Consider the following 20,526-nt stretch of genomic DNA (forward strand, 5'->3'; position numbering starts at 1 on the left):
CTCGGAAGACTTGTTAAGGGCATCGGATCAGGGGCGGGCGCGGTGCGGGCCGGGGCGCCAGCTGCGGGGGTCGATACGGCCCTCGTACAGCGGCAGTTCGATGGCGGCGTCCCGCTCCCCGAAGTGGTCCCACATCCGGCTGAGGCCCGCCGTCCCGTGGGTGCGGACCCGCTCGACGTCGTCGAGGTCGAGCACGTCGGTGAGGACGGTGGGAGCGGAGTCCGCCGCTTCGGTACGGACCCGGCCCTCGGGGTCGACGATCAGACTGCGGCCGGTGCCGTCCGGGCCCGCCGTGTTCACGCTGAGGACGTACACCTGGTTCACGATGGCGTTGGCGCGCGCGAGCACCAGCTCCTGCGCCCGGTCGGCGGTGGTCGTCATCACCGGGTTCACGATGACCTCGGCGCCCATCCAGGCCAGCTGCCGCGCGACTTCCGGGAACCAGGCGTCGTAGCAGATCGCGAAGCCGACCCGGCCGGCGTCACCGAGGTCCGCGACGACGAAGCGGTCCCCGGCCGCGTACGGCTCGTACGGCCGCCAGGGGAAGACCTTGCGGTACGAGGCGGCCAGCCGGCCCTCGGGGGAGAAGGCCAGGGCGGTGTTGAAAAGCTCGCCGTCCGGCCCTCGTTCGCACACGGTGCCGGGCAGCAGCCAGACGCCGAGGTCACCGGCGAGCTCGGCGAGGGCCTTGGTGCGCGGGCCATTGAGCGGCTCCGCTGCGTCCTGCAGCCGGGCCTCGCTCTCCGCACGGCTGCCCGTCACGCCGCAGAGGTGCAGCTCCGGATAGGCGACCAGCCGCGTCCGCGGGAACTTGTCCAGCAGCGCGTGGACGTCGTCGGCGAACCCGGACAGGGGCGCTTCGGCGGGACGGGCCGGTGCCTGGGCGAGTGCTACGGGCAGCGGGCGGGACATGGACGTCACCTGCTTCGAGGGGAACGGGAGGGTGGGTATCGGATGCCCGAGAAAAATAGAGCACATTGATCAGTTAAACAAGAGTGTTCAAGATGAGCAGTTTTTTGGTTACGGTGACTCCGTGGCCGACTCTCCTTCCCGTACCGCGCACGCCCTGACCGCGCCGCCGCTGACGGGCATCCGCCGGCTGTCGGCGCTGGACGCGGTGCGGGCCCGTATCGCGCTCGCCGTCGACCTGGGGCTCCTGAAGCCCGGCGAGCGGCTGCCGGCCAGCGACCGGATCGCCGCGGCGCTGGACACCTCCGAGATCACCGTCCGCCGCGCCCTCGTGGCGCTGTGCCGGGACGGCGTACTGGAGCGCAAGCGGGGGCGTACCGGCGGCACCCTCGTGGCGGAGCATCCGCCCCGTGGCGCGGTCGGCGCCGTGGAGTCCTACCGGGCCGCGGCGCCCGACGTGCACGCCCTGATCGACCACCGCCTCGTCCTCGAATGCGGCATCGCCCACCTCGCCGCCGCACGGGGCCTGGACGAGACGGCCGACCGCGAGCTGCGGCGGCTGGTCGAGGAGATGGACGGGGCGGAGAGCTGGGCCGAATTCCATCGCTCGGACGAGCGGTTCCATCTCGCCGTCGCGGCCGCCACCGGCCTGCCGTCGGTCATCGAGCCCTACGGGCTGGCGCTGAAGGAGCTCTACCGCTACTACCTGCCGTACCCGCTGGACCACCTGCGCGAGTCCAACGGCGAGCACCGCCTCCTCGTCGAGGCGCTGCGCCGGGGTGACGGCGCCGCCGCCGCGGAGGTCGCCGGGCGCCATGTGTGCACCCTGCACGACACCATGTTCATGCACTTGTTGAACGATTCCTGACGGGTTACGTTGCCGAAGGCAACCATTCGTCCTGTGGGGGCCGCCTGTGAGAGCCGCCTGTGAGAGACGAGGGATCGTGACAGCAGTCGTGCAGGGCATCTGCGCCCCGGGGTACGAGAACGTCCGCGAGGAGTTCGCGCGCAACTTCGCCGAGCGCGGCGAGGTCGGCGCCGCGCTCGCGGTGACCGTCGACGGAGAGTTCGTCGTGGACCTGTGGGGCGGGCACGCCGACGCCGACCGCAGCCGCCCGTGGGAGCGGGACAGCCTGGTCAACGTCTACTCCACCAGCAAGGGCATGACCGCGCTCTGCGCCCATCTGCTCGCCGACCGCGGCGAGCTGGACCTCGACGCGCCCGTCTCCCGGTACTGGCCGGAGTTCGCCCAGGAGGGCAAGGGCGACATCCCGGTGCGCTGGCTGCTCTCCCACCGCGCGGGCCTCATCGCGCCGCGCGAGCCGCTGACCCCGGCGGACGTCTACGACTGGGAGAAGACCTGCGCGGTCCTGGCCGCAACGGAACCGTGGTGGCGGCCGGGCACCGCCCAGGGCTACCACGCGGTCAGCTTCGGGTTCCTGGTCGGCGAGCTCGTCCGCCGTATCACCGGTACCTCGCTCGGCACCTTCCTGCGCACCGAGATCACCGAACCGCTCGGCGCCGACCTCTACATCGGCACCCCCGAGACCGAGCACGCCCGCTGCGCGCAGATGATCGGGCCCGAGGGAGGAGGCACGCTGCACGCGTTGTTCCCCGGGATGCCCGCGGGGCCGATCCGGTCACTGGACGTACACCCCCTGGCGGGCCTGGCCGCGGCCATGGGCCACCTCCCGCTCGGGAACGTGAACAGCGCCCAGTGCCGCAGCGCCGAGATCCCCGCCGCCAACGGCAATGCCACGGCCCGCGGCCTGGCCACGGTCTACCGCGCCCTCGCCAATGGTGAGTTGGTCGGTGCGGACACCCTGGCGGCGATGCGCGCACGGCAGAGCCGCGACGATGAGATCGACCTGGTGCTCAGCCCCGCGGTCCCGGAACGGCTGCCGTTCGCCTGGGCGGCCGGGTACATGCTCAACGGCTTCGGCCACCTCGGCCCCAACCCCGGCACCTTCGGCCACGGCGGCGCGGGCGGCTCCCTGGCCTTCGCCGACCCGGAGAACCGGCTGTCCTACGCGTACACGATGAACAAGTTCGGCGGCAGCACGACCGGCGGTGACCTCCGCAACCTCAAGCTGGTGGGAGCGGTGTACACGGCTCCGGGGCTCGGCGAGCGTGCGGAGTAGCGCCTAGCCCGGGCGGGTGGCCACCAGGAGGTCGACGTCGTAGGTCTCCTCCACTGTTTCGCCGGGGAAGAGCTCGTGCAGGCGGGCGCGCTCCTCGGCGAGGAAGGTCCGCGTGGCCGCCTCGCCGAGGACGAGGAACGCCGAGTGGCTGCTGATGTTGGCGAGATGCATGTCGAGCGGGACGGTGCGGCTCCAGCGCAGCAGGCGGCGCACGGTGCGGAGCTCCGCGAGGCCCGCGAGCCGGGCGGCGCGGCGGTCGTCGAGGAGCGCCCCGGCAGGACGTTGCACCCCGCAGTGGCGTGCGATGCGGTCCTCCTGCGCGACGATCCACGGTACGTCGGCGGCGTGCCGGTTCCACCAGACCGCGAGCGCGCCGCCCGGGCGCAGGACGCGCAGCGCCTCGGGGACGGACCGGCCGGTGTCGGTCCAGTGCCAGGACTGCGCGTACGTGATCAGGTCGCGGGAGGCGTCGGCGAGGGGCAGGGCGTTGCCGTCGCCCCGGACGATCGGCACGTCGGGGAGGGCGGCGCGGAATTGGGCCGCCATCGCGGGACCGGGCTCGACGGCGAGCACGTCGGCGCCGCGCTCGCGCAGCAGGACGGTGGCGATCCCGGTGCCCGCGCCGACGTCGGCGACCCGGGCCCCCGCGAGGGGCCGCCCCGCCAGCTCCTCGACGGCGTCCAGGAGGGCGGGCGGGTAGGAGGGGCGGTTCACGGCGTACTGGGCGGCGGCGGTGTTGAACGAGTGGGCGCGCGACAAGGCAGTCATTCCGCCATCCTCGCGTCCCGTGGCGCCGCCGGGGGAGGAGTGGTGCCGGGCGGCAGCCGCCCGGCACCACACCCCGGTGGGGCCTTACATCTCGTGGGCCGGGTTCCCGCCCCAGCGGGCGTGCGCGGGCACCTCCTCGCCCTTCATGAGGAAGGAGTCGGGCGCGAGCGTCACGCCGTCGCCCAGCGTCACGCCGTAATGGACCAGGGTGCCGGTCCCCAGCGTGCAGCCGTTCCCGAGCGTGCTGTGATCGGACTTGAACGTGCCGTCCTCCTGGGAGTGGCACTGGATGACGCTGCCCACGTTGAGCGTGCAGTCGTCGCCGATCGTGACGAGCGTCCGCTCCGGCATCCGGGCGCCGTCGTCGTAGAGCCGCCGGCCGAGGCGGACGCCCAGCAGCCGCCAGAACAGGCCCTTGAACGGCGTGCCGTTGAGCAGCCGCAGCTCCATCGCCTGGTGCTTCCAGAAGCGTTCGTGCTGCCAGAAGTGCGGGTGGTAGATCGAGCAGAGGCGCGGGACCAGCCGCCGGAACCGGGTACTGACCCGCTCCATGAGCCCGGTGTACAGGACGGTGAACACCAGGGTCAGCAGGGTGGCCAGCGCGATCGCCGCCGCACCCCACGAGGAGTACAGCTCGACCGCGGCCCAGCCGACCGAGAGAACGCCGAAGGTGTGGATCCACCGGGCGAGCAGGAACGAGCCGAGGGTGACGGTGTTGTGCCGGTTCTTGGCCCGCAGCCGGCGGCGGAACGCGTCGCCGTCCCTGAGGTGGTCGAAGGACGTGTCGCGCTCGACGGTCCGCGGGATCTCGAAGCTGGGCGAGCCCAGCAGCCCGACGCCCTCCCGGACGGGCCCGTCGACGGGGACCATCACCTTCGTGGCGAGCAGGCAGTTGTCCCCGGTCCGCCCCCGCGCCGGATAGGTGACCTGGTTGCCGAGGAAGTTGTGCGGACCGATCGTCACCTGGGTCAGCCGGAAGGACGTACTGGAGTACTCCGCGTTCAGGAGCGACAGGCCGTCGGCGACCATGGTGCCGGTGCCGATGGTGCTCAGCTTCGGGCTCTCGTGCTTCACGTCCGTGCCGAAGTTCGACCCCGTCTGCTCGACCTCGGGCATGTCGTAGGAGAGGCCGCGCAGGTAGTGGACGATGTACGAGCTGTCCCCGAAGAGCCGCAGGAAGATCTTGCTGTTGCTCAGCCGCGCGATCGCCCGGTGGACGGAGTAGTGGAACCCGTACAGCGGGTAGACCCGGTCCGGCTTCACCAGGAGGTGCAGCAGGCGGGGGACCGTGCACACGAAGAGCAGGCCGACGATCAGCGAGCCGAAGAAGAGCACGAACGACGCGATCAGCGCGTCACGGTAGAACGCCCAACTCGTGACGGGCGGCGGCTGTTCGGACAGGAAGGCGGTGAGCTGCGGGGCCTCGGCGAGCAGCAGGTCCAGGCCGCCGATCACCAGCGGCATGTACAGCAACAGCATGGTCAGCAGCTGCGTGACGCTGTAGGTCACCTTGCGCCGCATGGGGAGGTAAGTGGAGCCGACCGTGCGGAAGTCCGTCGCGGTGGGCTGCCCGGGCGACCCGTGCCACCGCTCGCCGGCCGGGACCGCCTGCCCCGCGTGCAGCGACGAGGCATGGCCGAGCTGGGCCCCGTCACCCAGCGAGGTGTTGATGTCGAGCACCGTGGCCTCGCTGATGTACACGTCCTTGCCGAGGGTGACGGGCCCGGTCCGGATCCAGCCGGCCTCGGCCCGGTAGCAGGTGGCGTACGCGTCCTTGCGAATGACCGTGCCGTCGCCGACGGAGAGCAGGTCGGTGCAGACCGGCACGTGCTTGGAGAGCACCGTGACGTCGCGCCCGATCCTCGCGCCCAGGGCCTTGAGGTAGAGCACGTAGAGCGGTGAACCGGCGAACAGGACCAGCGGGTTCATCTGGATCAGCGTCCTGACGAGCCAGAACCGCAGATACGCCGGGCTCCAGATACGGATCCGCTGTGCCTTCCACCGGCCGACGAGCAGCCACTTGGCCAGGATCGGCAGGACGCAGATGGCGGCGAAGACCGCGCTGCCGAACGCGACGGCGCGCAGATACCCGTCGAGCAGACTCGGTCCGGCAGCGATCCAGTCGTAGCCGCGGGCGATGACGAGCGCGGTGAGGCAGGTGTAGCCGAGGAAGATCAGCAGCTGCAGCGCCCCGCACAGGACGTACTGCGCCGTGCTGGTCCTCGCCGGTGCCACGGCCTCGGGCGGTGGCACCGGTGCGGGCGCCGGTGACTCGACGGTTCCGGGCGCGGGCACGGGCTCGTCGAGCGCCGCCGCCAGGCTGCGGATCGTCGGGTACCGGTAGATGTCCTTCATCGACACCGACGGCAGGCCGGGATGTTTCCTGACCCGGGCGCAGAACTGGGCCATCAGCATCGAGTCGGCGCTGAGGTCGTCGAAGAAGTGACTGTCGAGCGTTACATGTTCGACGCGTACGACGCCGGCCAGCACCTCGGCAAGATGGCTCTCGGTGCCGGCCGCCGGTGCGGCGTACGCGCATGTGACGGTTGCGGGTACGTCCAGGTCGGCTGTCGAGACCTGGACATTTTTTCCCACCACGTGAACTCCTTGAGAGTGACGATCGAGCCGGCGGGCGAAAGGCCGAAGGGCGCCTGCCGCCCGCCGGCGGGGTGGGGGGCTGGTCCGATGCCGGGGGAAGTGGACTTGAGGGAAGTGCCCCGAAGGGGGCGGCCGCAGGGGTGGCGCGGCCGCCCTTCGCACGGCTCCACAGTCTTCGCAGCGGACGGGCCGGAACCGATCCCCCAGATTTCCGGAGCCGCCCCGCCATGCGGCCGGTGCCGCCCCGCCGACCGGCTGATCGCATCCCGCCGACCGGCCGGAGCACCCCCGCCGCATGGCGGGAACCGGCCCCGGGCACCCGGAAGCAAGCAGTCAGCGTGGTACACATCGGGCGAATGGCCTGAGGGTGAGCGGAGCACGCGTGATCCGGGTACTGGTGGTGGACGATGAGGCCCTGATCCGTACGGGCTTCCAGCACATCCTGGGTGCGGCGGACGACATCGAGGTCGTGGCGGCGGTCCCCGGGGGACAAGCGGTGCGCACCGTACGGGAGTTACGGCCGGACGTCGTGCTGCTCGACATCCGCATGCCGGACGTGGACGGCCTCACCGTCCTCGCCGAACTGCGCCGGCTGCGGCAGCCGCCGGTGGTGGCCATGCTCACCACGTTCGACACCGACGAGTACGTGGCGACCGCGCTGCGCTCCGGGGCCGACGGCTTCCTGCTGAAGGACACCGATCCCGAGCAACTCCCGCACCTCATCCGCACGTTGGCGGCAGGCGGCGTCGTCCTGTCCGCCACGGTCACCCGGACCGTCGTCAACGGCTATCTGGACAGCGGCCCCGACGAACCCGCCGTGCGCGACGTCGCCCGGCTCACCGACCGCGAGCGCGCCGTGCTCCTCCTCATCGCCGAAGGGCTGTCCAATGTCGACATCGGTACCCAGATGCATCTGAGCACCGGCACGGTCAAGGACCACGTGAGCGCCATCCTCACCAAGCTGGGGGTGAGCAGCCGCGTCCAGGCGGCGCTGCTCGCCGAACGCGCGGGACTCTTACGGCCGTTACGCGGCGGGGAGGGCGGATGAAGAACAGACGGCCGCCGATCTGGCTCCTGGACATCGCCCTCATCGTGGCCGTCCTGCTCGACGCCTGGGCCCACTACGAACCGGACGACCCGTGGGGCACGGCCTGCTCGGTGCTCGGCGCCTTCTCGCTGGCGCTCCGCCGCCAACTGCCGCTCACCACCTTCGTCCTCACCCTGCCGGCGCTCGTCATCGCCGACGCCAAGTACGCCTCGCTGGCCGCGCTGTACACCTTCGCCTCGCTCACCCACCGCCGTCTGCTCCTGGCCGTCTGCGCCCTGACGGTCGTGGCGGGCCACGTCGTGCCCTGGCCGTACCCGGAGTACGACGACTACCAGGACACCTCGACCCTCATACACCTCGGGTACAAGCTGGCGATGGCGGCCGCGCCCGTCTTCCTCGGCCAGCTCGTCCAGGCCCGCCGCGACCTGTCGCTGCGGCTCGCCGAGATCTCCGAGGCCCGCGACCACGAGCGGCTGCTGCTCTCCCAGACCGTACTGGCGAAGGAGCGCGCCCAGCTCGCCCGGGAGATGCACGACGTGGTCTCCCACCAGGTCAGCCTGATCGCCGTACGGGCCGGGGCGCTCCAGGTCGGCACCCGCGACCCCGCCGTGAAGGAAGCGGCCGCCACGATCCGGCGGCTGAGCGTGCAGACCCTGGACGAACTGCGCCACATGGTCAGCGTGTTACGTGCCTCCGGCAGCCGGCCGACCGAGCTGACGCCCCAGCCCTCCCTCGCCGACCTCCAGCGGCTGGTCGAGTGCAGCGGCATCGAGGCCGAGCTGAAGACCGACCTCCCCGACGGCCTCCCGCCGACCGTCCAGCGCGCCGTCTACCGCACCGTCCAGGAAGCCCTGACCAACGTACGCAAGCACGCTCCGGGCGCCACCGCGACGGTCCGCATCCACCACGAGGGCGGCACTCTGCACGCCACCGTTACCAACACCGCGCCCACCCGTCCGGCCCTGCCGCTGCCCAGCGCCTCCCACGGCCTGGTCGGCCTCCGCCAGCGCGCCGAACTCCTCGGCGGCACGGTCACTGCGGGCCCCACGGCGGACGGCGGCTTCCGACTGCATCTGACACTCCCCGTCGGGCCCTAGACCCGCAGCCGGGCGCGTCAGCGCAGCATGGCGCGGGCGCGGTCGACCAGGGCACGGGCGGCGGGGCCGCTCGGCCCGGCCGCCCGCCAGGCGAGGACCAGACGGCCGCGCAGCGCCGGGGGATCGATGCGGAGCGTGCGCAGCTGCCCGGCGCGCGCCTCGGCGAAGGAGCCCGGCAGGATCGCGGCCCCCAGGCCCCGCGCGGCGAGCTGGGCGAGGACCTCCGGACTGCTCGCCTCGAAGGCGATCTCCGGGGTGAATCCCGCGGCCGCACACGCCTCGTCGAGCCGGGTGCGCAGCCCCGTCCCGCGCGGCAGGCTGATCAGTGGCCGGCCGCGCAGGGTGTCGAGCGAGATGACCGGGTGCACGGCCAGTTCGTGGTCCGGAGCGACCGCCGCCACGATCGGCTGGTCGTCCACCACCTGGATCTCGATGCCGGCCGGCGTCTCACTGCCCACGCTGACGATCGCCGCGTCCAGCCGGCCCGTCCGCAGGCCGTCGATGAGCTGGTCGGAGTTGGCCTCGGAGAGGGTGATCTCGACCGCCGGGTGGGCCTCGTGGAACTCCGCCAGCAGGTCGGGCAGGGCGACGTGGTGCGAGGTCACCGTCCCCACGGCGACCTGTCCGCGCAGCAGCCCGGTCAGCTCGTCGACGGCATACCGGACGCCGTCGACCGCGGCGAGCGCCGCCCGCGCGTACGGGAGCACGGCCTCGCCCACCTCGGTCAGCCGCACCGAGCGGCCCGAGCGGTCCAGCAGCTCCTGGCCGAGCTCCCGCTCCAGCCGGCGGACCTGCGCGCTGACCCCGGGCTGGGCCACGTGCAGCCGCTCCGCGGCGCGGGTGAAGTTCCGCTCCTCGGCCACGGCGACGAAGTACTGCAACTGGTGAAGCTCCATGAGCAGCGATCCTAGCCGGGCCAGAAGCAATACTTCTCGTTCTCAGAAGAACCATCTCTTGGACTTCTGATCCGCGCCGCTTCAGAGTGGAGGCAGAAGGCAGCGAGAAGCAGAGAAGGGACCCGCCACGACCGAGACCACCCGCGAACGCGCCGCCACCCCCGAGGACCTGGCGCGGCTCTTCGTGGCGCGGGCCAACGCCCGGGACGCCGAGGGGCTGGCCGAGCTGTACGCGCCCGACGCCGTGCTCGCCTACCCGCCGGGGTCCGTCACGGTCGGCCGCGACGCGATCCGCGCCGTGTGCGAGCGTATGGTGGCGCATGCGCCCCTGCAGTTCGTGGAGGAGGAGCCGCTGCCGACGATTCAGTACGGCGACCTCGCCCTGACCTCCACCCGGCCCGCCGACGGCACGGGCGGCCGGGTGCAGGTCGCGCGCCGGCAGCCGGACGGGAGCTGGCTGCGCATCATGGACCGCCCCGAGACGGCGACCGGACGATGACCGTACTGATCGCCGGCGCGGGCATCGGCGGGCTGACCGCCGCGCTGAGCCTGCACGCCGCGGGCATCGACGCGGTCGTGGTGGAGAGCGCCCGCCGGATCGGCCCGCTCGGCGTCGGGATCAACCTGCTGCCGCACGCCGTGCGCGAACTGACCGAACTCGGCCTCGGCGACGAGCTCGCCGCCATCGGCGTCGCCACCACCGAGAACGTCTACTACGACCGGTCCGGCCGGCGGCTCTTCACCGAGCCGCGCGGCCGGGCGCAGGGCTACCACTGGCCGCAGTATTCCCTCCACCGCGGCGAACTGCAGCTCATGCTCCTCGCGGCCGTCCGCGCCCGGCTGGGCGCCGGCGCGGTACGTACCGGAACGCGGCTGGTGGACTTCGAGGAGCGGCCGGGCGCGGTCCGGGCCCGGCTCCTCGACCGGACGACGGGGGAGGCGGCGACGTACGACGCCGCGGCGCTCGTGGGCGCCGACGGCCTGCACTCGGCCGTCCGGGCCCGGCTGCATCCGGCGGGCGGCCCGCTGCAGTGGTCGGGCATCCGCATGTGGCGGGGCGTCACCGCGGCCGGGCCCTTCCTCACCGGGGTCTCGGCGGTGCTCGTGACGGGCGGGGACGCGGAGCTGATCGCGTACCCGATCGGCCGCGGCCGCATCAACTGGGTCTGCCAGGTCAGGGTGGCCGAGCCGCAGCCGCTCGCCGAGGAGGCGGCCTGGAACAGCGCGGGCCGGCTCGCCGACGTGCTGCCGCACTACGCGGACTGGACGCTGGGCGTGCTCGACGTCCCCGCGCTGCTGGCGGGCGGCGATCCGCTCCTGCAGTACCCCATGGTCGACCGCGACCCGCTGCCCGCCTGGGGCCGTGGCCGGGTCACCCTGCTCGGCGACGCCGCCCACCCGATGTACCCCGTCGGGGCCAACGGCGCGTCACAGGCGGTCGTCGACGCCCGTGTGCTCGCCCACGAGCTCGCACGGGCCGCCGGTGTACCGGACGGGCTGGCCCGCTACGAGGACGCGCGCCGCGACGCGACCACGGCCGTCGTCCGGGCCAACCGGGAGATGCACCGGGCCGGCGGCCGGACCCCGGACGAACTGGCCCGCATCACCGACGCCTACCGGCAGGCCACGGGCAGCGACGTGGACACGCTCAACTCCCGGGCGTCACTGACGCTTCGGTGAGGGCCGATGTCGTTGATTTCACGGGGATAGGGTCGGTGGCATGGGAGAGCCCGCGCTGACCGATCAGGAGTTTCCGGACCACGTCGCCGACCGGCTCGCGGGGCTGACCGCCGTACGGGCCGTCACCCTCGGCGGCTCGCGTGCCCAGGGCACCCACACCACCGGCAGCGACTGGGACTTCGCCCTGTACTACCGCGGCGCCTTCGACCCGGCGGAGCTGCGCGCCGTCGGCTGGGACGGCGAGGTCTCCGGGCTCGGCGAATGGGGCGGCGGCGTCTTCAACGGCGGCGCCTGGCTGGTCGTCGACGGCCGGCACGTCGACATCCACTACCGCGACCTCGACGTCGTCGAGCACGAGCTCGCCGAGGCGGAGCAGGGCCGCTTCCACTGGGAGCCGCTGATGTTCCACCTCGCGGGCATCCCCAGCTACCTGGTCGTCGCGGAGCTGGCCGTCAACCAGGTCCTGCGCGGCGAGCTGCCGCGCCCCGCCTACCCGGAGGCGCTGCGCGCTGCGGCCCCGCCGGTATGGCGCGGGCGCGCCGAGCTCACGCTCCGGTACGCCAAGAGCGCGTACGTGCCGCGCGGTCAGGCCACCGAGGTCGCGGGCGCGCTCGCCACCGCTGCCCTGCAGACCGCCCATGCGGTCCTCGCGGCGCGCGGCGAGTGGACGACGAATGAGAAGCGGCTTCTGCAGCAGGCGGGGCTGCGCGGCATCGATGCCGTCGTCGCCGGGCTGCGGCCGGAGGCGGAGCACCTGGCGCGGGCCGTCGCCGAGGCGGAGGCGCTGTTCGAGGAGCGGCTCAGCCGGGCCCTGAGTACGTGAGTTCAGCCAGGCCGGGTGTGGCTGAGGAGCCGGTCCACGAAGGCGCGTTGGGCGGTGATCAGGCGTTCCCCGGCCAGGTCCGGGGCGCACCACGCCACGCGGTCGATCTCGGGGAAGGCACGCAGCACGCCGGAGCCCCTGGGCCACTCCATCTCGAAGGTCCCGGGAACGATCTCCTCCGGGGCGAGGTCGCTCTCGACGGCCCAGACGGTGACCGTCTTGCCGCCCGACTGACGGACCTCGCCCAGCGGGATGTACGGCCCCTCCGGAGGTGGCAGGCCCAATTCCTCCTCGAACTCCCGCCGGGCGGCCGCCAGTGGTTCCTCGGGCGGTACGTACTCGCCCTTGGGCACCGTCCAGGCCCCGGCCTCGCGGCGGGCCCACAGCGGCCCGCCCATGTGCGCCAGCAGCAGCTCGACGCTGCCGCCCGTACGGCGGTACAGCAGGAGCCCGGCGCTGCGTTTCCCCGGTTTCCCCGTCATGCGTCATGACTCCGGCGCGTCGTGGGCCGCCAGGATGTCCTGCACCGTATCGGCCTCCTCCGGCGACTTGTCCTCCCGGTACCGCACCAAACGGGCGAACCGCAGGGTGACGCCCGCAGGGTAGCGGGTGGACGTCTGGAGGCCGTCGTAGGCGATCTCCACGACGAGCTCCGGGCGTACGGTCACGACATGACCGCGCTCGTCGACGGCGAGTTCCCGCAGGCGTTCCGTCTGCCAGGCGAGGGTGGCGTCGGTCAGGCCCTTGAAGGTCTTGCCGAGCATGACGAACGAGCCGCCCGGCCCGCGGGCACCGAGGTGGAGGTTGGAGAGCTTGCCGGCGCGGCGGCCGTGCCCCCACTCCGCCGCCAGCACCACGAGGTCGAGGGTGTGCACCGGCTTGACCTTGAGCCAGGAGGCGCCGCGCCGCCCCGCACTGTAGGGCGCGTCCAGCGCCTTGACCACGACGCCTTCGTGTCCGCGGCGCAGCGTCGCGGCCCAGAACTCCGCCACCGCTTCATGGGCCGCGGGATCGGCCGGGTCCTGGACGACGACCCGGCGGACCCGCATCGGCTCGGGCACGATCCGGGCCAGCTCCGCGTGGCGGTCGGCGAAGGGCAGGTCCATCAGGTCCCGGTCGCCCGCCGCCAGGATGTCGAAGAAGACCGGGGAGAGCGGCAGCGCGGCGTGCGCGGCGGCCACGTCGACCCGGGAGCCGAAGCGCCCGGCCGTGCGCTGGAAGGGCAGCGGGCGCCCGTCGGCGTCCAGCGCGATGACCTCGCCGTCGAGCACGAAGCGGGTGGCCGGCAGGGCGAGCGCGGCCTCGACGACCTCGGGGAGCCGGTCGGTGACCTCGTCCAGGGTGCGGGTGTGGATGCGCACCTCGTCGCCGTCGCGGTGCACCTGTACCCGGATGCCGTCGAGCTTCTCCTCCACGGCACAGGCGCCCAGCTTGCCGACCGCCTCGGCCGGCGACTTCGCGCTGTGCGCGAGCATCGGGCCGACGGGGCGGCCCACGGTGAGCCGGAATCCGGCCAGCGCGTCCGGGCCGTCGGCCAGCAGGGCCCTGGCCACCTCCTGCAGCCCGCCGAGCATCACGGCCCGGCGCACGTCCGCCGGGGGCGCGTCCGTGGCCGCCGCCAGCCCCTCGACGGCGAGCGCGTCCAGCGCGCCCTGGCGCAGCTCGCCGGTCAGCAGACCGGTCAGGAAGCGCTGTTCCGGCTCGGTGGCCGTGGCCAGCAGCTGCTGTATCAGCCGCCGGCGCTCGGCCTGTGCGCCGGTCCCGGTGATGCGGGACAGCGCGGTGAGCCCCGCGTCGACGCCGCGTACGGTCAGTACGGGCTGTTCGGCCGGGGGAGCCGGGTCGCGCAGGGCGTTCCAGCCGATGCCGATCCGCCCCTGGGGCAGCCGTCCGGCCAGATAGGGGATGACCACCGGCACGTCCTCGGGCGCGGCCTCGCGGAACAGCCCGGCCAGCAGCGCGACCTTCCGGGAGCGCGCGGAGGTCGCGGCGACTTCTTGGGACACGCGGGCAAGGTGGGCCAGCAGCATACGGCCATCGTGCCTCGCACGGCCGGACCACGCCTCCGCACGGGCACCCGGCCGTGCCTCCGCATGCGTACCGGCCCCTCGCCACGGTCCCCGCGATGCGATCCCGCCAAAAGTTGGCGCGCCCTACGCCCTTTGTGACCTTTGGCCATTGCCATTCGTTGACATCGACTTGGTCAACCTTTTACCTTCGTTCCGTGTGGCAAAAGCGCACGTCAGCGGCGCATGTGTCGCACGGCCGGCTCCATCCCCCACCTCTCGGAGGCCCGCATGGAACAGCTCATCAAGAAGATGGCCCAGGACGACGTCTGGCAGGGCTGGGTCGCCGCCAACTCGGCGCAGAAGTCGGACAAGGACGGCTGCATCAGCGCGGCCCCCAAGTCCGGCTGCATCAGCGCGACGAAGACCGGCTGCATCTCCTGACCCGTTGCTGCCCGGTGTTTCCGGGCCGGCCGGCGGCGGCCGTCTCCGCCGCCGGCCGGCCCCGGCCCACGAGCCCTGTTGAGGTTTCCCTTGAAGGTTTCCCCGGACCGTCAGCTGAAGGTTTCCCCGGACGGTCAGCCGACGGCCGAGGTCATCGCGCGCGTCAAGGACATTCCGATCTACCGTGACGCGGTGGCGCGCGGCCATTTCCCGGTACTGGAAAAGGCGGAGATCGCGCGCGGCTTCCCGGACAACTGGATGACGCCCGCGCTCGCGACGGCGCTCGAAACCGGCGAGGCGGAATTCGTCCTCTCCACGGGCACCAACCACGCCCGGATGCAGCTCATCCGGCCCCCGTACTTCCTTCTCCGCTCCTATTACCGGCTGTGGAGCGAGCACCCGGACATCCGGGAGACCTGGGAAGCGGACTGCCGGCGGGTTTCCCTGACGACGGTGCTCGCGACGGAACACGTCGCCCGGGTGAATGCCAGGAAGCGCGGCGAGGAGCCGCCGCCCGTACCGCGCGTGGAGGACCGCCGGCTCGACGCCCGCACGTCCTACCTCAATCTCCGCCTCGACCCCGCGCTCTGGGAGCGCGCCGACGTCGAGCGGATGCTCGCCGAAATCGAGGCGGCCCGGCAGACGCACCCGCGCGGGTGGTACCACCTGGACTGCTCCGGCTACCACTTGGCGCATCTGCTGCACAAAATCCATACCTGGGGACTGTGGGACGAGTTCACGCCGCCGGCGAGCATCATCCACGCCTACGAATACACGCCGGTCAATGTGCGGCGGTATCTCCAGCAGCACTTCGCGTGCCCGATCATCGACCTGTTCGGCAGCACGGAACTGGGCTATCTCTTCTACAGCGACCGCCGCGGCCGCTACCATCCCTTCCTCGACGAGATGAGCGTCGAACTCGCGCCGGTGGCCGAGGGCAGCGGGCTGTTCCACCTCATCGTCACCAGCCTGCGCAACCCGCACATGCCGCTGGTCCGCTACCGCTCCGGCGACTGCGCCCGCACGCTGGACGGCACCCCCGACCCGGCGAAAATCACGCAATTCTGCGGCCGGGAAAAGGAATTGCTGGATTCCCCCGCGGGCCCGGTGTCGCAGGGCGATCTGGACACGCTCGTCGGCTCCGTCTCGCCCCGCGTCTTCGTCCACCAACTGCGGGTCATCAGCCCCGCCGAGGCCGTGCTCGCCTACACCACCTTCGACGGCAAGCCCCTCGAATCCGACCGAGTAGCCGCCTTGGGGCACGGCGTACGCGAACTGACCGGCCGCCGCTGCGTACTCGACCACCGGGACCACATCCCCATCGGAAAGTCGGGGAAGTACGCGTGGCTCGACCGGGACGGAAAGTGAGAGGGACCATGACCACGAAGACGTTCGTGACCGAGGACGACCTCACGGCACTGCTCGGTCCCACGCTGTACGCGGAACTGGTCGGGCACTTCGCGGCCGGCAGCGACGCGCCCCGCGAGTACACCGAACGCCAGGCGCTGGAATGCCTGCGGTACCTCTACCTGATCTCCAAGTACCCCGAGGAACTCAGCGGGCTCTTCCTCCCCGTCGAGCAGGAGATCGACGAGTTCTGGCACTACCTCATCCTGCAGACGCGCGAATACCGTGCGCTGTGCGAGGAACGCCTGCCGGGCAAGTTCTTCATCGAACATCGCAGCATCGCGTACGAGGAGTACCAGCAGGAGCCGGGGCGCGAGCAGGCGATCGAAGAGGCGCTGCGCTGGATTCCGCTGTACTGCCGGGAATTCGGCCCCTTCGACGAGGGCGCGCTGCCGCACTGGACCATCGTCCGGTTCCTGCACGAGCGGCTGGACATGCCCTTGCCGGAGATCTCCGCACTGGAACCGGCCCGGGGCAGTAACCCATGACGGAACGGACCGAGCTCTCTCCGGCACACGGGCCGCCGGTACTCACCGCGCCGCCCGTGGCCACCGCACAGCGCCGCATACTGACCGTCCTGGTGCTCTCCCAGGTCCTCAGCGGCGCGGGCCTGGCCGCGGGCATCACCGTCGGCGCGCTGCTCGCCGAGGAAATGCTCGGCTCCACGGGGACGGCCGGCCTGCCCAGCGCCCTGTTCACCGGCGGGTCCGCCTTCGGTGCCGTCGCCGTCGGCCGGCTGTGCCAGCGCTGGGGCCGGCGCCCCGGCCTCGCGCTGGGCTACGGCGTGGGCGCGCTCGGCAGCCTCGGCGTCGTCGTGGCCGCCGCCACCGCCGACGCAGTACTGCTCTTCGTCTCGCTCACGGTCTACGGCGCGGGCACGGCCACCAACCTGATGGCCCGTTACGCCGGGGCCGACCTGGCGGCGCCCGAGCGGCGCGGCCGGGCGGTGAGCACCGTACTGATGGCCACCACGCTCGGCGCGGTGGCCGGGCCGCTGCTGGTGACCGCCACGGGCGAGGTCGCGCACGGCTGGGGCATCCCGCGCCTGGCGGGCCCGTTCGCGCTGGCCACCGTCGCCTTCGCGGCAGCCGCCGTGCTCCTCGGCACGCTGCTGCGCCCCGACCCGCTGCGGCTCGCACGCACCCTTGCCGACGCGGCCGCCCTTGCCGACGCGGCCGTCCAGGCCGACGCGGACCCGGCGCCGAGCACGCCCGCCCGCCCGGACCGGCGCCGCCTCCTCGCCGGTACCTCCGTCATGGTGACCGGCCAGCTCGCGATGATCGCGATCATGACCATGACGCCGGTCCACATGCGGGCGCACGGCCACAGCACCGGGGCCGCCGGACTGGTCATCGCCCTCCACGTCGCGGCGATGTTCCTGCCTTCCCCGCTGACGGGGATCCTCGTCGACCGGGCCGGGCGGCTGCCGGTCGCGGCCGCGTCCGGCGTGACGCTGTGCGCGGCAGGCGCCGTGGCGGCCCTGGCACCGGCCCACTCCGTACCGGCGCTCGCCACCGCACTCGTCCTGCTCGGCCTCGGCTGGAACTTCGGCCTGATCAGCGGCACGGCCCTGGTCACCGACGCCCTGCCGGCCGCCACCCGCGCCCGTACGCAGGGCCTGCTGGACGTGGCCCTCGCCGTCGCCGGGGCCAGCGGCGGCCTGTCCTCCGGAGTGGTCGTCGTGGCGGGCGGCTTCCCGCTGCTGGCCCTGGCCGGAGGAGCGCTGGCGCTGGCGGTCGTGCCCGTCCTGGCGCTGACCGTACGGCGGCCCCGGCCGCTCCCCGCCGCGCCCGAGGGGAGCCCATGACATGACCGGTACGCACAGCACCCGCGCACGGTCGCCGCCGGCCGCGTTGTCATTCCGGACCAGCGCAGTTCCGGACCAGCCTCGCCTCCGCACGGCAACGACCCCTCGCGATCCGCTTCCGCCACGCACTCAGTGGCACCCTCAGTAACAGGAGACACCTCCTCGTGGAGACCTTCATCCAGCAGGCCCGGAGCCTCAACGCCCGTATCGCCGAACGTCCTGAGGAACGGGAGAGCTTCGGCCGGTTCGCCGCCGGCCAGTCGCCGCTCGCCCTGTTCATCACCTGCTCCGACTCCAGGGTCGTACCGTCCTTCATCACCGGCGCACGGCCCGGCGAGCTCTTCGAACTGCGGACGGCCGGCAACGCCGTCCCCGCCTACCGGGAAGACATGACGGCCTGTGCGGAGGCCGCGACCATCGAGTACGCGATGCGCGTCCTGAAGGTCGCCGACATCGTGGTCTGCGGCCACTCGCACTGCGGTGCCGTCGGTGCCCGGGCACGCGCCGAAGACCTGAACGACGCGCCCTGCGTACGGGACTGGCTCGCCGACCAGTTCTCCGCCGACCTGCCCCTGGACGACAGCCCGGCGGTGCCCGGCGCCGTCCAGCGCCACGTCCGCGAGCAGCTCGACCGGCTGCGCGCCTACCCCAGCGTCCGCGAGCGCATGGACGCCGGTGAAGTAACGCTGCACGGCTGGTTCTACGAGGTGCACACCGGCCTCGTCATGGCACACGACCAGGAGACCGACGCCTTCCTCCCGCTCTGACCGCGCACCCGGGGCCCCGCCCGGTCTTCCGGCCGGGCGGGGCCCGCAAGGGTGGGTATGTCAGGAGTGGGTGTGGTCGGCCGGTTCGCGGCTGCCGCTCTTGGCGAGGCCACGGCTGAGCAGGTAGCCGATGCTGAGCAGGGTGACGTACAGCCACGCCTGGTCGGCGGGGAAGCGGTCCACGACGCCGCCCTCGGCGCTGCCCACCACGGCGGAGGCGACGAGGACGGCCACCACGGCGGCCACGTAGACGAAGAACTCGGTGGTCTTGAAGGACGGTTTGGTCTCGGTGTGCGTGGGCCGCACGGCGGTATGAGTACTCCTCGGCATGCCGGATTCCGAGTACCCGGGGGATGAAGCGGCGGTCATGGTGCGCCTGCTTTCTCACGAGGGTCACCCGGCGGTTGCCGGGTGCGGCGCACGCGTACCCGGGCGGCGGACACGAGAACGCCGCGCGTTGGCCGTCCGTCGGCCCCCGGAAGCTGTCGGCCAGTGGCCCGCCCGCCAGGAGACGCCCCTGTGAAGGAACAGGCCGACGTGAGCCGCCGACGGGGCCAGAGGTACGCATGCCCGCGCGTCTGACCCCGCTCCACACTCCGACTTTGGCCGGAACGGTCCGCCCGGCACGCCGAGGCGCGGCACTTATACGGAGTCGTTGGGGCCGTTGTTCGCGGTGAGACGCAGGTCGCCGCGGACTACCGCGCTTGCCACGTCGGTGATGTCGCGGCCGGTCGCGAACGCCTCCGCGCGCAGCCGGGACTGCGCGGCCGGCAGGGGGATGCCGAGCTGGACCGCGATCATGCCGGTGGCCTGGTGGACCTCCGCGCGATGGAGGCGCAACAGGCCGGCGGCCCGCTGAGGGGTGCGCGCCGCGTCTCCGGGGGACGGCGGCGGCAGCCGCATGCGCAGGAGAAAGTCGGTCAGCGCGTCACAGAGCGTCAGCGCGTGGTCGATGCTCTCCCCGCTCATCATTCCCGGCCGGCGGCGATGGCCGGTCAGGGCGCCCATCTTCATGGACCCCAGCCGCAGCGGGAAGGCGAAGACCGCCCGGACGTCCAGCTGAGTGACGGCCGGCAGGAAGCCCGCCCAGCGCGCCCCGGGAGCCGACGACACATCGGCCATCAGGCAGATCGCGCCCGCCCGCGCCGCTTCCAGGCTGGGCCCCTCGCCCAGGGTGAACTGCAGATCCTCCAGCCGCGCGCTGACCTCCTCGCTGAACCAGATCAGCTCCGGCTCCTCGACGAGCAGCGAAGCGGCCAGCCCGTCCAGACCCAGCGCCGCTGCCGCCTCCCCGGCCCACTGCGCCGCGAAGTCCGGCTCGCCGCCCTGTGCCAGAACGTCGACCAAGCCCTTGACGGTGCTCTCCACCATGTCGCAGCGCCCCCTCTGAGCCGTACGTGCCGCTCCCGAGCCGGCGTCGCCCATCCGGTCCGGTGGGTCGATGCATCGGCCACGCGACGTCGTCAGCGTCCACCCCGCGTCGGCCCGGGCACAAGCGCTCGGGTACGTGGTCTTGACGCCCGCCGCTCGCCCTGGACTCCCCGGCGCCGAGGGGACCCGCGCCCGAGATTCACCCGTCCGGGTGCCGCGCGATCGTATTGTCACCGTGCGTCGACCAGCCAATTTCCGGCATGTATCCGCTCATGTGGGACACTCGTCTTGTATCACATGCCTGTAGTTCACAGCGTGGGGCCGACCAGCGGCCACCACCGGGGAATGTCCGTGGAGCGTCCGTGGATGTCCGTGCGACAGGTGATCGGAGGAGCGATGTCCACGGGCACCGGTCGGCTGGCCGTCACCGTTCTCACCAAGTGCGACGCATGCGCCGTGCTGCGCGTGCGAGGCGAGCTCGACCATGCGTCGGAGGAGGGGTTCCTCTCCTCCACCGGAGTCGTCCTCGCCGACGGGTACCGCTATCTCGTCCTGGACGTGGCCGCGCTCACGTTCTGCGACTCCCGCGGCCTGAACTGTCTGCTCGCCCTCCACTGGCTGCTGCGCCGCCGGGAGGGCGCCCTGCTGCTCGCGTGCGCCGGCCGCCGCCTCTCCGAACTGCTGCGCCACACCGGCAGCGACAAGCTCTTCCCGCAGCACGCCACCGTCAGCCAGGCCCTCGCCTCCCTCCCCGCTGAGCACCG

General features: G+C 72.4%; 21 protein-coding genes. 13 read left to right on the forward strand and 8 right to left on the reverse strand.

The window, feature by feature from the left end; genetic code table 11:
- Positions 1–27: 27 nt before the first annotated feature.
- Positions 28–912, reverse strand: a complete 885-nt coding sequence (locus tag CCS38_RS05730) for a carbon-nitrogen hydrolase family protein (protein ID WP_223732098.1) — start codon at positions 910–912, stop codon at positions 28–30.
- Positions 913–1,033: 121 nt separating this feature from the next.
- Here CCS38_RS05730 and CCS38_RS05735 point away from each other — a divergent pair, with 121 nt between their 5' ends.
- Together CCS38_RS05735 and CCS38_RS05740 are read left to right on the forward strand one after the other, a co-directional pair.
- Positions 1,034–1,777: a FadR/GntR family transcriptional regulator gene (locus tag CCS38_RS05735; RefSeq protein ID WP_223732099.1), complete on the forward strand. Its 744-nt coding sequence runs from the start codon at positions 1,034–1,036 to the stop codon at positions 1,775–1,777.
- 73 nt (positions 1,778–1,850) lie between these two features.
- Positions 1,851–3,050 carry a serine hydrolase domain-containing protein gene (locus tag CCS38_RS05740; protein WP_223732116.1) on the forward strand — a complete coding sequence of 400 codons (1,200 nt, stop codon included), beginning with the start codon at positions 1,851–1,853 and terminating at the stop codon, positions 3,048–3,050.
- A 3-nt stretch (positions 3,051–3,053) separates the two neighbouring features.
- Here the strand turns inward: CCS38_RS05740 and CCS38_RS05745 are convergent, their stop codons facing one another.
- Positions 3,054–3,818, reverse strand: a complete 765-nt coding sequence (locus tag CCS38_RS05745) for a class I SAM-dependent methyltransferase (RefSeq protein ID WP_223732100.1) — start codon at positions 3,816–3,818, stop codon at positions 3,054–3,056.
- An 84-nt stretch (positions 3,819–3,902) separates the two neighbouring features.
- Positions 3,903–6,416, reverse strand: coding sequence for a Pls/PosA family non-ribosomal peptide synthetase (locus CCS38_RS05750; RefSeq protein ID WP_223732101.1), 2,514 nt, complete (start codon positions 6,414–6,416; stop codon positions 3,903–3,905).
- A 382-nt stretch (positions 6,417–6,798) separates the two neighbouring features.
- Here CCS38_RS05750 and CCS38_RS05755 point away from each other — a divergent pair, with 382 nt between their 5' ends.
- Together CCS38_RS05755 and CCS38_RS05760 are read left to right on the forward strand one after the other, a co-directional pair.
- Entirely contained in the window at positions 6,799–7,464 is a 666-nt protein-coding gene (locus tag CCS38_RS05755) for a response regulator (RefSeq protein ID WP_223732102.1), read from the forward strand.
- Positions 7,461–8,561, forward strand: coding sequence for a sensor histidine kinase (locus CCS38_RS05760; protein WP_223732103.1), 1,101 nt, complete (start codon positions 7,461–7,463; stop codon positions 8,559–8,561). Before CCS38_RS05755 ends, CCS38_RS05760 begins: the two co-directional genes overlap by 4 nt.
- A gap of 17 nt (positions 8,562–8,578) precedes the next feature.
- Here the strand turns inward: CCS38_RS05760 and CCS38_RS05765 are convergent, their stop codons facing one another.
- Positions 8,579–9,457, reverse strand: coding sequence for a LysR family transcriptional regulator (locus CCS38_RS05765; protein ID WP_223732104.1), 879 nt, complete (start codon positions 9,455–9,457; stop codon positions 8,579–8,581).
- Positions 9,458–9,626: 169 nt separating this feature from the next.
- Here CCS38_RS05765 and CCS38_RS05770 point away from each other — a divergent pair, with 169 nt between their 5' ends.
- Genes CCS38_RS05770 through CCS38_RS05780 form a run of 3 tightly spaced genes read left to right on the forward strand, consistent with a single transcriptional unit; the run spans position 9,627 to position 11,960 of the window.
- Positions 9,627–9,956: a nuclear transport factor 2 family protein gene (locus tag CCS38_RS05770; protein WP_223732117.1), complete on the forward strand. Its 330-nt coding sequence runs from the start codon at positions 9,627–9,629 to the stop codon at positions 9,954–9,956.
- Entirely contained in the window at positions 9,953–11,137 is a 1,185-nt protein-coding gene (locus tag CCS38_RS05775; RefSeq protein ID WP_223732105.1) for a flavin-dependent oxidoreductase, read from the forward strand. Before CCS38_RS05770 ends, CCS38_RS05775 begins: the two co-directional genes overlap by 4 nt.
- 40 nt (positions 11,138–11,177) lie before the next feature.
- Entirely contained in the window at positions 11,178–11,960 is a 783-nt protein-coding gene (locus tag CCS38_RS05780) for a nucleotidyltransferase domain-containing protein (protein ID WP_223732106.1), read from the forward strand.
- A 2-nt stretch (positions 11,961–11,962) separates the two neighbouring features.
- Here the strand turns inward: CCS38_RS05780 and CCS38_RS05785 are convergent, their stop codons facing one another.
- Both CCS38_RS05785 and CCS38_RS05790 read right to left on the reverse strand, forming a co-directional pair.
- A complete protein-coding gene (locus CCS38_RS05785) occupies positions 11,963–12,442 on the reverse strand; it encodes an NUDIX hydrolase (RefSeq protein WP_223732107.1) in 480 nt (159 codons plus the stop codon).
- Positions 12,443–12,445: 3 nt separating this feature from the next.
- A complete protein-coding gene (locus CCS38_RS05790; RefSeq protein WP_223732108.1) occupies positions 12,446–13,990 on the reverse strand; it encodes an ATP-dependent DNA ligase in 1,545 nt (514 codons plus the stop codon).
- Between the two features lie 267 nt (positions 13,991–14,257).
- Here CCS38_RS05790 and CCS38_RS05795 point away from each other — a divergent pair, with 267 nt between their 5' ends.
- From CCS38_RS05795 to CCS38_RS05815, 5 genes are all read left to right on the forward strand, one after another.
- Complete coding sequence (locus tag CCS38_RS05795) at positions 14,258–14,410, forward strand: hypothetical protein (protein WP_169746129.1); 153 nt, start codon at positions 14,258–14,260, stop codon at positions 14,408–14,410.
- Between the two features lie 90 nt (positions 14,411–14,500).
- Positions 14,501–15,778 (forward strand): phenylacetate--CoA ligase family protein, encoded by a 1,278-nt coding sequence (locus CCS38_RS05800; RefSeq protein WP_223732109.1) that lies wholly within the window; start codon positions 14,501–14,503, stop codon positions 15,776–15,778.
- 8 nt (positions 15,779–15,786) lie between these two features.
- The gene (locus CCS38_RS05805) at positions 15,787–16,305 is read left to right on the forward strand and encodes a glycine-rich domain-containing protein (protein ID WP_223732110.1); all 519 of its coding nucleotides are present in this window, start codon (positions 15,787–15,789) and stop codon (positions 16,303–16,305) included.
- Entirely contained in the window at positions 16,302–17,624 is a 1,323-nt protein-coding gene (locus tag CCS38_RS05810; RefSeq protein WP_223732111.1) for an MFS transporter, read from the forward strand. Before CCS38_RS05805 ends, CCS38_RS05810 begins: the two co-directional genes overlap by 4 nt.
- A gap of 164 nt (positions 17,625–17,788) precedes the next feature.
- Positions 17,789–18,391 (forward strand): carbonic anhydrase, encoded by a 603-nt coding sequence (locus CCS38_RS05815; RefSeq protein WP_223732112.1) that lies wholly within the window; start codon positions 17,789–17,791, stop codon positions 18,389–18,391.
- 60 nt (positions 18,392–18,451) lie between these two features.
- Here CCS38_RS05815 and CCS38_RS05820 read toward each other — a convergent pair whose 3' ends face one another.
- Positions 18,452–18,697 carry a hypothetical protein gene (locus tag CCS38_RS05820; protein WP_223732113.1) on the reverse strand — a complete coding sequence of 82 codons (246 nt, stop codon included), beginning with the start codon at positions 18,695–18,697 and terminating at the stop codon, positions 18,452–18,454.
- Positions 18,698–19,033: 336 nt separating this feature from the next.
- A complete protein-coding gene (locus CCS38_RS05825; protein WP_223732114.1) occupies positions 19,034–19,762 on the reverse strand; it encodes an ANTAR domain-containing protein in 729 nt (242 codons plus the stop codon).
- A 396-nt stretch (positions 19,763–20,158) separates the two neighbouring features.
- Here CCS38_RS05825 and CCS38_RS05830 point away from each other — a divergent pair.
- On the forward strand, positions 20,159–20,526 hold a 368-nt coding region (locus CCS38_RS05830; protein WP_223732115.1), incomplete at its 3' end, for an STAS domain-containing protein.

Origin of the sequence: Streptomyces purpurogeneiscleroticus (genome assembly GCF_020024005.1) — a bacterium.
Taxonomy (GTDB): Bacteria; Actinomycetota; Actinomycetes; order Streptomycetales; family Streptomycetaceae; genus Streptomyces; species Streptomyces purpurogeneiscleroticus.